The 13,016-nt window shown below is 65.3% G+C and carries 16 protein-coding genes; 5 read left to right on the plus strand and 11 right to left on the minus strand.

The annotated features are described in order from the left end of the window. Both V6K60_RS08580 and V6K60_RS08585 read right to left on the minus strand, forming a co-directional pair. Positions 1–826: transposase (locus V6K60_RS08580; protein WP_332450108.1), on the minus strand; the 826-nt coding region annotated here is incomplete at its 3' end. A gap of 9 nt (positions 827–835) precedes the next feature. Continuing rightward, entirely contained in the window at positions 836–1,234 is a 399-nt protein-coding gene (locus V6K60_RS08585) for a nuclear transport factor 2 family protein (RefSeq protein WP_332450109.1), read from the minus strand. Between the two features lie 89 nt (positions 1,235–1,323). Here V6K60_RS08585 and tsaA point away from each other — a divergent pair, with 89 nt between their 5' ends. Then, positions 1,324–1,806: a tRNA (N6-threonylcarbamoyladenosine(37)-N6)-methyltransferase TrmO gene (gene tsaA / locus V6K60_RS08590; protein ID WP_332450110.1), complete on the plus strand. Its 483-nt coding sequence runs from the start codon at positions 1,324–1,326 to the stop codon at positions 1,804–1,806. A gap of 218 nt (positions 1,807–2,024) precedes the next feature. Here tsaA and V6K60_RS08595 read toward each other — a convergent pair whose 3' ends face one another. The 3 genes from V6K60_RS08595 to V6K60_RS08605 form a co-directional block, all read right to left on the minus strand. Continuing rightward, positions 2,025–2,183 carry a rubredoxin gene (locus V6K60_RS08595; protein ID WP_332450111.1) on the minus strand — a complete coding sequence of 53 codons (159 nt, stop codon included), beginning with the start codon at positions 2,181–2,183 and terminating at the stop codon, positions 2,025–2,027. Between the two features lie 93 nt (positions 2,184–2,276). Further along, on the minus strand, positions 2,277–3,887 hold the full coding sequence (locus V6K60_RS08600; protein WP_332450112.1) for an ATP-binding protein: 1,611 nt from the start codon (positions 3,885–3,887) through the stop codon (positions 2,277–2,279). Between the two features lie 86 nt (positions 3,888–3,973). Further along, entirely contained in the window at positions 3,974–5,350 is a 1,377-nt protein-coding gene (locus tag V6K60_RS08605) for an MFS transporter (protein ID WP_332450113.1), read from the minus strand. Between the two features lie 129 nt (positions 5,351–5,479). Between V6K60_RS08605 and V6K60_RS08610 the strand changes: the two genes are divergently transcribed. Beyond that, entirely contained in the window at positions 5,480–6,700 is a 1,221-nt protein-coding gene (locus tag V6K60_RS08610) for an MFS transporter (RefSeq protein WP_332450114.1), read from the plus strand. Here the strand turns inward: V6K60_RS08610 and V6K60_RS08615 are convergent. The 5 genes from V6K60_RS08615 to V6K60_RS08635 all read right to left on the minus strand — a co-directional run bounded on the left by V6K60_RS08615 (position 6,693) and on the right by V6K60_RS08635 (position 9,935). After that, positions 6,693–7,064 carry a DUF5518 domain-containing protein gene (locus V6K60_RS08615; RefSeq protein ID WP_332450115.1) on the minus strand — a complete coding sequence of 124 codons (372 nt, stop codon included), beginning with the start codon at positions 7,062–7,064 and terminating at the stop codon, positions 6,693–6,695. The genes V6K60_RS08610 and V6K60_RS08615 overlap by 8 nt on opposite strands. Before the next feature lie 60 nt (positions 7,065–7,124). Further along, entirely contained in the window at positions 7,125–7,463 is a 339-nt protein-coding gene (locus tag V6K60_RS08620; protein WP_332450116.1) for a DUF5518 domain-containing protein, read from the minus strand. Positions 7,464–7,524: 61 nt separating this feature from the next. Then, positions 7,525–8,469 carry a carbamate kinase gene (gene arcC, locus V6K60_RS08625; RefSeq protein ID WP_332450117.1) on the minus strand — a complete coding sequence of 315 codons (945 nt, stop codon included), beginning with the start codon at positions 8,467–8,469 and terminating at the stop codon, positions 7,525–7,527. Next, positions 8,466–9,764, minus strand: a complete 1,299-nt coding sequence (locus V6K60_RS08630; protein ID WP_332450118.1) for an arginine deiminase family protein — start codon at positions 9,762–9,764, stop codon at positions 8,466–8,468. The genes arcC and V6K60_RS08630 overlap by 4 nt, the downstream gene beginning before the upstream one ends. A gap of 6 nt (positions 9,765–9,770) precedes the next feature. Then, positions 9,771–9,935 carry a hypothetical protein gene (locus V6K60_RS08635; protein WP_332450119.1) on the minus strand — a complete coding sequence of 55 codons (165 nt, stop codon included), beginning with the start codon at positions 9,933–9,935 and terminating at the stop codon, positions 9,771–9,773. 198 nt (positions 9,936–10,133) lie between these two features. Here V6K60_RS08635 and V6K60_RS08640 point away from each other — a divergent pair, with 198 nt between their 5' ends. Next, positions 10,134–10,334 carry a hypothetical protein gene (locus V6K60_RS08640; protein WP_332450120.1) on the plus strand — a complete coding sequence of 67 codons (201 nt, stop codon included), beginning with the start codon at positions 10,134–10,136 and terminating at the stop codon, positions 10,332–10,334. Positions 10,335–10,358: 24 nt separating this feature from the next. Here V6K60_RS08640 and V6K60_RS08645 read toward each other — a convergent pair whose 3' ends face one another. Continuing rightward, positions 10,359–10,853 (minus strand): hypothetical protein, encoded by a 495-nt coding sequence (locus tag V6K60_RS08645; RefSeq protein ID WP_332450121.1) that lies wholly within the window; start codon positions 10,851–10,853, stop codon positions 10,359–10,361. 352 nt (positions 10,854–11,205) lie between these two features. Between V6K60_RS08645 and V6K60_RS08650 the strand changes: the two genes are divergently transcribed. Beyond that, positions 11,206–12,162, plus strand: a complete 957-nt coding sequence (locus V6K60_RS08650; protein ID WP_332450122.1) for an ATP-binding cassette domain-containing protein — start codon at positions 11,206–11,208, stop codon at positions 12,160–12,162. A 6-nt stretch (positions 12,163–12,168) separates the two neighbouring features. Next, complete coding sequence (locus V6K60_RS08655) at positions 12,169–13,005, plus strand: ABC transporter permease (protein WP_332450123.1); 837 nt, start codon at positions 12,169–12,171, stop codon at positions 13,003–13,005. The last annotated feature ends 11 nt before the right edge of the window (positions 13,006–13,016 follow it).

Below are 13,016 nucleotides of genomic sequence, written 5' to 3' on the forward strand. Positions count from 1 at the left end.
CCATACCGTCCACGTTCAGGGACTCCACGGCTAGTGCTTGGTTTTCGCGAACCAGTCGAGAAGAGAGCTGGTGCTGGAAGTCCCGCCGTTGATCGGCAATTCTCTGGTGACACCGGGCAACCTTGAGCCGGGCTTTGTGCCGGTTCTTCGACCCTTTTTCCTTGCGGTCGAGCCGCTGCTGGAGCACAGCTAACCGTGTTTGCGAATTCTTGAGATACTTCGGGTTCTCCACCTTCTCCCCGGTCGAGAGGATAGCATAGTGCGTGAGACCCAGGTCGATCCCGACCGTCTGATCCGGGATCGGATCGGGGGGTTTCGGGGGTTTCTTGCCATCCTCGACCACGATGCTGACGAAGTATCGGCCGGTTGATTTCCGGATCACCGTTGCAGACTTCGTCGTCCCGGTGAACGTCCTGTGGAAGACGGTTTTGATCGACCCGATCTTCGGGAGTTTTACCGTCCCTTGCTGGAAGTCCACGGTATACGCCTGCGGCACCGTGAACGACTGTTCGGGGCTGTGCTTCTTCTTGAAGGTCGGTGCTTCGGCACGGCCCTCGAAGAAATTTGTGAACGCACGAGAAAGGTGGATGATCGACTGCTGCAGCGACTGGGCGTTGACCTCTTTCAGCCAGGGCAACTCGCCTTTGAGGGTGGGAAGCTGGTTTATGAGGTCGTACCCAGACAGACTGGCCCCCTCGTCGTGATACGCCGAGTTCTTGCGGTCGAGTGCCCAGTTGTACACGAACCGGCAGCACCCGAGGTGCCTGGCGATCAGGACTTCCTGATCCTTCGTCGGGTAGAGCCGGTACTGGTACCTCCGCAGCATACGATAGGATTATGTTGGCTCCTCTCCGTCATAAAGAATAACCGCGCACCGCGAAAGTGAAGAAGGGGCTCCGCTTTCACCTCCCCCCTTGCGGAGGGAGCCCTCCCGCTCTGCCCCTTCAACCCCGCAGAGATAGAACGTCTGGACGCCGAGGGAGACGGTATACGTGAGGACGGCACTCTCCTCCCCGAGGGGTACGACCTTTTCGTCTTGAACGGTGTATTCCGGCAGTTCATGGGGATTCTTCACGAGATCCCCGAGGATCCCTTCCCGGTCCAGGACGCCCCAGGGGCTGACGACAAGGGCTCCCGGCGCGAGATACTCACGGTAGAACGCCACGTCCCGGGCATCATTGGCCTTCCAGGCCCGCTTCTCGATCTCCAGCAGAACCGTTACGAGGTCTTCCATAAGGAGCACGTAAACGCACGGGGTGATAACCGTTTCCCGCGCTCTGCCCGGACGCAAACCCTCTTCATTTCTCCCGGAGATTGGTATTCATGACCCCGATAACCTTCACTCCCATCGGCACCGTCCACTCTCCCTTCAGCGACCCCCGCGACATGCCCATCCAGCCCGTCGGCGCCCGGGGTGTCCGGGGCACGATCGAACTCGACCCCGCCTACGCGGCGGGCCTGAAGGACCTCACGGGATTCTCCCGGATCATCCTCCTCTACCACCTCCACCGCTCGGAGGGCTACGCGCTCGAGGTGGTGCCGTTCCTCGATACAACGTCCCACGGCATCTTTGCGACCCGGGCACCCCGCCGCCCGAACGCGATCGGGCTCTCCGTGCTCAGACTGGTCGCGGTCGACGGCGCCACGCTCACCATCGAGGACGTGGATATCCTGGACGGAACACCGGTCATCGACATCAAGCCCTACGTCCCGGCGTTCGACGCCTACCCCGACGAGCGGGCCGGGTGGCTGGCCTCGGCCTCGGAGGCCGCCCGCACCAGGCGCTCGGACGGCCGGTTCTGCTGACCGGCGAGAGGGGCAACATTACGGGACGGTCGGGGTAGAACACCTCAGGATCGCAGGGGCTTTTTCTATCCAACCCCTGTCGGGGGTGAATCGTTCAGCGAGGCGAGAGGAATCGCAGAGAAAGATACAGTGGTTTCCGGTTCGGGCGAGGGAGCGCGGTACGCTAACCGGTGCGTGCTACGAGAAAAAAGACCGGAATCCGGTCAGGGACAGTTCTCTTAGATCTTGGCGAACCGGCTCTTCCCCGCGCCGCACCGGGGGCATTTCCAGGTCTCGGGAATCTCTTCGAAGGCCGTTCCGGGCTTGACGCCGCTCGCAGTGTCGCCGATTGCGGGGTTATACACGTAACCGCAGAGTTTGCATTTGTAGGAATCCATAGCCATCTCTCCTTGCCCCGACCGACCGCAGGGTCGGTCGAGGTGCATACTTTTCATTTTCTCCGGGGCAGGGATAAACGCTCCGTCGATCCCTTATACCGGGAGCGGGAGTTCCTTTCCCGTGCAGCCGTCGAGGACGATTGAGCGCTCCCCGTGGTCTGATGCGAACCGGATCACGAAGACGGGGTAGTAGATCGTCTGAAAACTGACGATCTCCGCCGTCGGCTCAAGCCCTTTCAGGACGGTCCGGAACGAGGCCTCCGTGACCTTCGCTTCGGCGGGTGCTTCCCGGAGCGGCTCCATCGGGAGGTCGGCTCCCCGCCGGAGGGCGGAGAGCGCCGGGACCTCCTCGGCGAGCAGGGGCACGTAGACCACCGTGTCGCCCATCGTCTTCATCTCCGTGATCAGTTTCGCCCGCTTGAGGCTTTTTACGGCCTTTTTCACCACGTCGGGCGCAAGACGGGTCTCGGCCTCGATCTCGACCAGCGTGGATCCGCCGTTCGCGAGCCCGGCAACGACCTTCACCGCGGCCTCGTCGAGGCCCAGGAGTTCCGCAAACCCCGGCCTGACCGTCAGCCCGCGGTCCACCTCAACGACGCTGCCGGTGCAGCCGTCGATGACAAACGACGCCGTCTTTGTCCCTTTCAGGATCAACCCGCCGATGTAGCGGACCTCTATCCGGTGGAGCGGCCGGTAGACCTGATCGCCCGAGACGACTCTCTCTTCGGGTTCGAGGAGGAAGAACCGGCGCTTCCGCATCGTCATCGCGATATCGAGCGCCTCCTCGCGGAGCAGCACCGGGACCACCGCCTCGCCGAAAGCGGGCGGCTCCACCGGATCGACCGCCGGGGGCGGATCGCTCTCAGGGAGGGGATCGTTCTTCGGGGGAGGAGTGCGGGTCTCGGGCAGGGCCGCCGGCTCGACCCGGGGTGCGGGCGTGAGACGGGGTGTCGTCCCCCGGTGCTCGCAGAGCCGCTGCCCAAACCGCATCTTCACCTTCTCCCGGGAGAGCCCGCCCATGACGAAGAACTCCCCGGGTTCGAGCTCCGCGAGTTCTTCGACCTCTCTCCGGGACGAGAAGAAGAGGCTGACCGCCTTCAGGTCGTTCTCGATCGAGAGTTTCCCGATGATCTGGCTGTTGCACTGGGAGAGGACGTTCTTCGTCACGAGCGACGGCCGCTGGGTCGCGACCAGGAGGCCGAGCCCGCGCTTGCGTCCCCGGCGGGATATCTCCTCGATCTTCTTGACGGAGACGCCGACCTGGGGGATGAACTTGTCCGCCTCCTCCACGATCAGGAGGAAGGGCTGCCTTGCCCGGCTCTCCAGGTCGTAGAGGATCTCGGCGAGCTTCGAGACCTCTTCGCGCATATCCGCCGCCTCCGAGACATCGAAGATCACCGCCGTCCTTGAGGTGATGGCATCCTGCATCACCTCCCTGACATCGACCTTCCCGAGCTCCGCGTCGCAGTTCTCGCCTGATCCGATCCAGGTGAGGGAGAACCGATCTTTGAGCGAGGAGTACTCTCCCTCCGTGTCGATGAGGCAGAACCCTATCCGTGCCTGCAGGAGCCGCTCACAGAGGACCGCGATGCCCCAGCTCTTCCCGGCACCCGACTGCGCGATGATACAGGTCCTCCCCGTGACCAGTTCCTGGGCATCGACGGCGACCTCCCGTTCACCGGCCCTGCCGATTGCGAGTTCCATCCGATCAAGAGATCACAGGGTGTGGGGAGGTTTAACCATTTCTTTAGGAACCGGGGGGCGGCGTTTCCCCCCTGAGCCCCGGACTATCAGAGTTTATTCCTTTTGAGCGAGAGGACGACACCGAAGGCCGAAAGGACCGCGAGCGCGAAGAAGACCAGTCGCAGGCTCAGCAGAAACTCCGGGAATATCGCCGGCGTGACGACGGTCGATCCCATGATGACCGCAAAGACCACGAGGACCGCTCCCATGCTGAGCATCATGCCGAGCGACCGCATCATCGCCGTCATCGCGGATGCGCACCCGTAATCCTGCTTCGTGACGGAGCCCATGATGGCGGTAGTGTTCGGGGACGAGAAGAGCCCGACCCCCACACCCAGCAGGACCAGGAGGGCGACGATCGCGGCGACCGGCGTCGCGAGCGTAAGGAAGGAGAAGCCGAAGAGGGCCGCGCCCGAGAGCGCCATCCCCACTGAGGCGACGAGCCCGGGCTGTATCCGGTCGGCGAGGCGGCCCGAGATCGGGGCGACGAAGACCATGATCACCGGCTGGATCAGGAGCAGGGTGCCCGCGGCGATGGGTTCGTAGCCCTGGACGTACTGGAGGTAGAGGGAGAGGAGGAATCCGACCGCATACGTGGCGCTGTAGTTGATCAGGGCGGCCCCGTTCGAGGCGGCAAAGACCTGGTTCGACGTGAGGAGCGAGACCGGGAGGATGGGGCAGGGCTGCTGCTGCTCCACCCGGATCAGGATCACCGCGAGCAGGACGACCGCCACGAGGAGCGCCACGCCGGCCGGGGCGGTCACCCATGCGAGGCCCAGGAAGAGGCAGAGGATCAGGGCGGAGGAGATGACAATCCCGGGAACGTCGAAGCGCTCGTCGCGCCGCTCGTTCAGGAACGCCGGGTACTTTCCGGCGTAGAGGAGGGACGGGACGGCGAGGAGCATGGTCAGGATGAAGATGCTCCGCCAGCCGAAGAACTGGGTCAGGGCACCCCCGAGGAACGGCCCGAGCGAGAGCCCGGCATAGGTGGCGGTGACATTCAGCCCGATAGCGGTGCCCCGTTTGCCGGGAGGATAGAGGTGGGTGATCAGGGCCACGCTGTTTGCATAGATCATGGCGCCGCCGATCCCCTGCAGGAACCGGAAGACAAGGAGCAGCTCGAGCGTGGGCGTGAAGATGGTGAGGAGGGAGCCGGCGGTGTAGACGACGACCCCGAGCAGGAAGACGGTGACTCTTCCCCGGGAGTCGCCGAGCCTCCCCGCCGGGAGGAGGAAGATGACCGACGAGAGGAGATAGGCGCTCGCGATCCAGGCGAGCATGGCAGCGTCGGCGGAGAACTCAGCCCCGATGGCCGGCAGGGCCAGGTTGATCGCGGATCCCGTGAACGGGTTGAGGAACGTGACGGCGGTGATGAGGATCAGGATAAATCTTCGCGAATATGGTTTCTCCTCTTCCTGCTTCACTGCCAGCCTCCATCCTCCCTATAGAGAGCGTATAACAGGTATTGCTATTTGCCCTATTTAAGGACCGGCTATCGTTCGTTCCGGGTCCGTGCAATACCTTATAGACCCGGCCCCCCTATCCCCGCAAAGATGCCCGACCCATCCCCCGGGACCCGGCAGGAGGTCTACGACCTTTCATTCCGGCTCATCCTGCTCCTCGGCGTGGCAAGCCTCCTCGGGAGCCTGGTCTCGAACGGCGCCCGGAGCGTCACCGGCCCCTACATCCTCCTCCTCGGCGGGAGCGCGGCCGTCGTCGGACTGGTCGCCGGGTTCGGCGAGTTCATAGGGTATGCGCTCCGGTTCGCCACCGGCTCATACATCGACCGGAACCGCCGCTACTGGAAGGTGGCGATGGCCGGCTACGGCCTGCTCGCCGCGATCCCGCTCCTCGCCTTGACGGGGAGGTGGGAGTCTGCGGCACTCCTCATCATCGCGGAACGGATAGGAAAGGCCGTCCGGACGCCGGCGCGGGACACGATCCTCTCCCATGCGACGACCTCGGTCGGGCGGGGGTGGGGGTTCGGGGTTCACAAGGCCCTCGACCAGGTCGGTGCCGTCATCGGCCCGCTGGTGATGGTCGCCGCCCTCGCTTTCACCGGCGGCTACGGACCGGGGTTCCTCCTGCTCGGGATCCCCCTCGCCGGCGTTGCGGTGATACTCCTCTTCGCCCGGTCGGTTGTCCCAAAGCCGGGACGTCTGGAGGCAGAAGGGGGGACCGGCGAGATGGAGAGCGACCTGCCCGGGATCATGCCCTACGTCACGTTCATCTTCCTCGGTATGGCCGGATTTGCCAGCTTCCCGCTCATCTCCTTTCACCTGAAAGCCCAATCGATCATCCCCGATGCCGCCATCCCCCTCTTCTACGCCTCTGCGATGGTCGTCTCGGTCGTCGTGGCGCTGCTCGTCGGGCGGGTCTTCGACCGCGTCGGTATTCATACGCTTCTTGCCATCCCGGTCCTCAGCACCGCAACGGTCCTGCTCGCCTTCTCGCCCGTTCCAACTCTGGCACTTGCCGGTTCACTCGTCTGGGGGGCCGGGATCGGGATCTTCGAGACCTCGCTCCGGGCGTCGATCGCCGAGTCGACGGCGATGGACCGGAGGGGAGAGGCCTACGGCACCACAAGCGCGGCCTTCGGGACGGCGTGGTTCGTGGGGAGCGCCGTGATGGGTGTCCTCTACGAGGTCTCGATCGGGCATATCGTCGCCTACGTCGTCATCGTCGAGGTTGCGGCGCTGCTCGCCTACCTCTGGATGTACCGCTCCCGCATCGCGGTGAGGGTCCAGGAGGGGATCGGGGACCTCATCACGTAGTCCTGCGGCGAAAGACCACCCATGCCTTGAGCGCCCCGCCGATCGCGCCGCCGACGGCGCCGAGGAGCCCGAAGTAAAGGGCCAGGACGAAGAGAAGGACGGTGATACCGAGGCCGATGGTGGCGCCGAGAGGGCCGAGGAGCGCGGTCCCCCCGACGACGGCGACGACCGAGAAGATCGCGGCGACGATGAGCCCGCCCATGAGCCCCCCGAGAGCCCCCCTGGCCGCTCCCGGCGGCCCGAGGTAGCCGCCGACGATCCCCCCGAGGATCGGGCCCCCTACCGGGAAGAACGGGCTGATGAAGAGCATGAAGATGAGTCCCACGAGCGTGGAGAGCCAGAACGAACCGCCGTCTTCCGCCACTTTCGCCTTCGGTTGAGAAGAAGCCGGGGAGGGTGATCCTCCCCGGTGGTCTGCCTGCAATTACCGCCGGATCGCCCCGGCGATGACCCCACCGATCAGGGAGAGGATCCCCTGGTAGACGAACGCCGCCACGATGATGACGAGCGACGTTCCGAGGCCCGCAATGAACCCGAACGCCCCGAGGAGAACCGTGCCGCCGACGAGGAGCAGCACCGCGATGACGATGGCACCGAGGATGCCGGCAAGCAGCCCGGCCTTTGCACCGTTCGCGATTCCGCGCCCGGACATCCAGCCCGCGACGAACCCGCCGACGAGCGGCCCGATGACCGGCAGCAGAAAGCCGAGAATAAGCCCCACGAGCCACCCGACGATGACACCCCTCCAGAAGTTATCAGCCATATCCTTCCATCACCGCCGGGAATTCGGAGATGTAGTATATAAGCGTTGGGCCGGGTGCCGGTCAGCGGCGGATCCGGGTCCCGGCCCGCCCGAGAAGGGCTGCGGTGGCCGAGTCAAGCGACCCGATGGTGACCCGGCCCCCTCCCGCCTCGAGGAACCCGATGGCCGCCTCGATCTTCGGCCCCATGGTCCCGGGCGGGAACTGCCCCGCCGCGAGGTGCTCCCGCGCCTCAGCAACCGTCATCTCGCTGATGTCCCGCCGATCCGGCCGCCCGTAGTTCAAGGCGACACGCTCGACGTCGGTCAGGATCAGCAGGTCGCCGGCGCCGACGAGCCGGGCCAGGAGCGCCGCGGTGTAGTCCTTGTCCACCACCGCCTCGACACCCCGGAGGGTGGACCCGGGACCCGCGACCACCGGGACGCCGCCGCCGCCCGCGGCGATCACGACCACTCCGGCCGAGAAGAGCCTCCGTATCGCCTCCCCCTCCACGAGGGCGACCGGGCGTGGCGAGGGGACCACCCGCCGATAGCCCTGCCCCGGCAGCTGCACCATCCGCCAGCCCTTCTCGTCCGCGAGCCGTTTTGCCTGCATCGCCGTGTAAAACGGCCCGATTGGTTTCTCCGGGTTCTCGAACGCCGGATCGTCCCCGGCGACCAGGGTCCGGGTGAGCACCGTCGCGACCGGGTAGTCGAGCCCGGCCTCCCGGAGAGCCTCCTCCATCGCCTGCGCGAGCAGGTAGCCGATCATCCCCTGGCTCTCCGCCCCGCAGACATCGAGCGGCATCGGGGGGAGGGTGTCCTTCGTGAGCTCGTTTCGGAGGAGGATGTCCCCCACCTGGGGGCCGTTCCCGTGGGTGATGATGACCGCATAGCCGCTGCCTGCGATCCCGGTGATCTGTCGTGCGGCGCGGCGGACGTTTGCGAGCTGCTCTTCGGCCGTCCCCGTCTCCCGGTGCCGGAGGATGGCGTTCCCGCCGAGTGCAATCACCACGGCCTTCCCCGTCATCCCCGCTCCAGCGTGCAGGTCATGCAGTGGGGGCCGCCGTAGCCCCCCGTCAGGTTCTCAAGGCGGAGCGGGTGGACCTCGATGCCGTGCCGGGAGAACTCCTCTTTCTGCGGGAAGAACCGGCCGGCGGCCCTGATCCGGCGATAGTCTTCCTCCGCCGCCTGGAGGAGCCGCCCGTAACGCTGCGGGTCACGGGCGGCCTTCCGTTCCAGGTTCCGGAGGACCGTCGGCACCACCTGCTCCCCCTCCACCGCAAGGATGCACCCGTCGCGGATGCAGAGGATGTTTGCGGCGTAGGAGAGCTGCTCCAGGATCGAGAGGTCGATCACCGCAAAGCCTTTCGACCGGATGTAGTCGTAGAGGGGCACGGCCTCGCCCGAGAACTCGTAACCCCCGCTCGCCCGGAGATAGACGTCGACCTGCGCCCGCCGGAGGAGGGCCCCGGATCCGATCACCACGCCGCTTCCCGCGACGTTGAAGTAGGTGTCCAGGTGCATATCGACCATCGGGTCGGGCCGGTCGCCCGGGATGAGCGGGTGGCCCGGCTGGTGGACGACGCCGATCTCGTCGTAGCCCGGGGTGCAGCCGAGGAACTGGCGGACTCCGGCATGGTTCGTCCGGTCCCCGGTGCCGATGAGGGCGAACTCCCCCATCGGCATGAAGTCCCCGCCCTCAAACGTCCCCGGCTCCTCGACCGTCCCGGCGATGGGGATGCCGAGGGTCTCCCAGAGGAACCGGGTGATCCCGGGTTCCCGGGCCCGCTGCTGTTTTGCCGGCCGGCCGACGACGAGGCCGCAGCCGGTCACCGCCTGCTGGTCGCGCATGAAGTAGAGGTTGGCGAGCGGGCTCTGCCCGGGTATCCGGACGTCCACCCCGCCCGGGGGGTGCCCCCGTCCCACCTCGAGGACCGGGTTGATGAGGAGGAGGGTGAAGAAGTGGAGCGAGTCCAGTCCATCGGCGTTCTGCTCCATGCTCCGGCGTGCCTCCGCCACCTCCCCCGGGCTCCCCCGGAAGGTGACGGTCTCGTGCGCCCAATCGACGAGCCGCCGGCGCACCGCCGGGTCGCGGTCGGCGGATTCAAGGATCGTCTCCTTGAGGTGCAGCACCCGGACGCCGAACTCCTCGCGGAGGGTGCGGGTGAGCGCATCGTGCTCCCGGCGCGCCTCGTAGCGGCTGAACGCCCGCTCGTAGAGCGCCGCATAGGGCTGAAGCAGCCCGAAGAACATCTCGATCCCCGGCCGGTGGACGGCAACCGTCCGGAGCCGCTCCCACTCCGCCCGCACGCCCGCCGCCATGCCGCCTCACCCCCCATGCCGTGGGGCGATGAAGTAGTAGGCGATCATCACCCCGGCGGCCGTTGCTGCCGCAAGCGTCCAGTTCACCCGTCCGCTGAGAGCGAAACTGATCCCGGAGTAGATGACGAAGACGAGGATGCCGTAGAGGAGAGTTCTTGCATACCGATGCATCGATGAGTCCTCTGGTCGCCAGACGGATAAACCTGCCGCGAACTCGGAGCGGGAGTTTTAGAGGGGTCCTGCCGTCTCCGTCTCGATCCACGCGCCGAGACCCGCCTGTTGCCCCCGAGAACGCGGAATCGCAATCATTATTATTCCGGGGAACAATCGACTCATAAGAGCGACTACCGCAACCAGGGAGGTGTTCACATGAAGATCAGACGCTACAAGTCCCCCATCCAAACGACCGCAAAACCGTTCAGGGTAGTGCGGCGGTTGCAGCGCAACCCGACCTACACCCCGCTCAGGACCGGGCCGGTGGTGAACGCCGCCGTCCTCGCGGCCCTCTCGGCTACATCGGCCATGTCGGGACTGATCCTCGGGTTCTGCATCCGCCTTATAGGACTCTGAGATCCCCGCCTATTTTTCAGCCCGTCACAACCTGAGGAGATCCATCACCCAGAGCCCAAACCATACCATCCCCAACCGCAACGTCCCGAGGAGGGTCTCCCCTTCGATCGTGACGGTGCCGTTTCGCATCGCCTCCCGGAAGACGTCAAACGGCTGGTTCGAGTGCATGACCTCCTCGACCACCGCGGAGTCGGCGGTCACCGTGACGAGCGGGTCCGGGCAGCCCTTTGCGTCGAACTGGACGATCTTCCGGTCGTGAAAGGTGATCCCGATGACCATCACGCCGTCGGGAGAGACGACGTGAAGGTTGACCTTCTCGGCTTCGAACGGTCCGGTCACCCACCCCGGCAGCCGGGGGGCATACTCGTTGTAGGTCAGGGTATACTCCCGCATCGCAAAGAGGAGTTTCACCTCTGCCGGGCTCATATCGGCGTTATCGACCACAAGCCCGCCTGCCGTCGTCACCAGCGTCAGCGCTGCGAGGAGGGCGAGAGCCACCCGGCAAGCCCGGGTCACCACAACCCTGCCCTCCGCTCTCCGCCTTCCGGTGCGCCGGTGCCGGGAGGGGTGCTATACCCGGATAGAGCCCCCTGGTTGCCCCTGCGGGCGAGCGAATAGCAGCCGTACATGCCGTCTCTCTGAAGGGTGAGGAAGTCCAGGTATTTCAGAATATCTATCCCCTGCCGGCGGAAACGAGGCCCGGAACGGGTTTGCTGCCCGGGACCGCACCCCGGGGTCTAGATCGGGACAGGTGGCCCGAGATCGCACGGGGGCCACGCGAGGGGGCGGGAGCCGGGCACGGAAAAGAAGATATGACGGCACCGTGTAGGAGAGGGTGAGAGGCGCGGAGAATCCCTGCACCGGGAGGGTGGTGATTACGGGAGAGGGCGATATCATCGAGGTGCGGGACCTCGAACATACGTTCAACGGCTTTGCTGCGGTGCGCGGCATCAGCTTCACCGTCAGGAGAGGCGAGGTCTTCTCGTTTCTCGGCCCCAACGGCGCGGGAAAGAGCACCACCATCAACATCCTGACGACGCTCCTCCCCCTCCAGAAGGGCACGGTCCGGGTGGCCGGCTACGACGTCGCCCGGGAACCCGGGAAGGTCCGGGAGTCCATCGGGATCGTCTTCCAGGACGACGTCCTCGACCGCGACCTCACCGTCTGGGAGACGATGGAGTTCCACGGCCGGCTCTACGCCATCCCCCGCGATGAGCGGCGGCGCCGGATCGACGACCTGCTCCGGGTCGTGGAACTCGGGACCAAACGGGACGAGCGGACGAAGAACCTCTCCGGCGGCATGAAACGGCGGCTCCAGATCGCCCGGGGCCTGATGACCCGGCCGGAGGTCCTCTTCCTCGACGAACCGACTCAGGGGCTCGACCCCCAGACCAGGATGCGGATGTGGGAGTACATCCAGGGAGTGAACGAGACCGGGACGACGATATTCCTGACGACCCACTACATGGAGGAGGCCGATATGCTCTCGGACCGGATCAGCATCATCGACGGCGGGAAGATCATCGTCTCCGGCACCCCGGAAGAACTGAAGAACACCCTCGGCGAGGACGTCGTCTACCTGGAGACCGGAGACGACGCAAAGGCACGGGAGACCCTCCGGGGGGTCGGGGAGATCCGGTCGATCACGGAGTCGCCCCGCGGCCTCTCGATCACGATCTCGGCTGACGGGAGCCACTGCCTCCCGCGGATCGTCGAGGCGGTGAGGAACGCCGGGGTAGGGATCTCGAGCGTGAACCTCAAGAAACCGACGATGGACGACGTCTTCGTCCACTACACCGGCAGAGAACTGCGGGATACCGGAGCGTGAGCAGCGGTGGCATGGGAGTTCCTCACCGTCTACTGGCGGGAGATGATCCGGTTCGTCCGGTTCAAGACGCAACTCTTCGCGTCGCTCCTGCAGCCGGCGCTCTGGATGGCGTTCTTCGGCGTCGCGATGTCGTCGAACTTCAACCGGTTCGCCTCCGCTATCCCGCCCCCGCCAGGCGTCGTTCCGGTCGATTACCTCACCTTCATGGCCGCGGGGGTGATCGCGATGACGACCCTCTTCACGAGCCTCTTCGGGGGGATCAGCCTCCTCTTCGACAAGAACTGGGGGCTGATGCGGGAGATGCTGGCAAGCCCCATGCCCCGGACCCATATCATGCTCGGGGTCAGCCTCTCGGGGATGACGAAATCGTTCATCCAGGTGGCGATCATCATGGCGTTCGGGCTCCTCCTCGGGGTGCAGTTCTTCCCCGGGTACCCGGCCGCCCGGATCGTCCTCGCGGTCCTCGGCATATTCGTCTTCGTCGGCGTCTTCTCGCTCGGGTTCCTCCTCTTCTCCTCCACCATATCGATGCGCCTCGAGAGCCCCGAGGGGTTGCAGGGGATCATCACGCTCCTCACCCTGCCGCTCTTCTTCGTCTCGAACGCCCTCTACCCGATCCAGGCGTTCCCGCCGCTCCTGCAGGTCCTCTCCATCTACAACCCGCTCACCCACCTGGTCAACGGGATACGCTACTTCGCCCTCGGGACCGACTTCTTCGCCGTCGGCGCCTACTACTCCTACACCACGACCGATCTCCTCGTATCGTTTTCCTACCTCGTGGTCTTCGCGGCGGTGATGTACGTCGTCGCCCGCTGGACGTTCCAGAAAGCGGTGGTTACATAAGGACAGAACGG

It is taken from the genome of Methanoculleus sp., assembly GCF_036677455.1.
In the GTDB taxonomy this organism is placed as follows: domain Archaea; phylum Halobacteriota; class Methanomicrobia; order Methanomicrobiales; family Methanoculleaceae; genus Methanoculleus.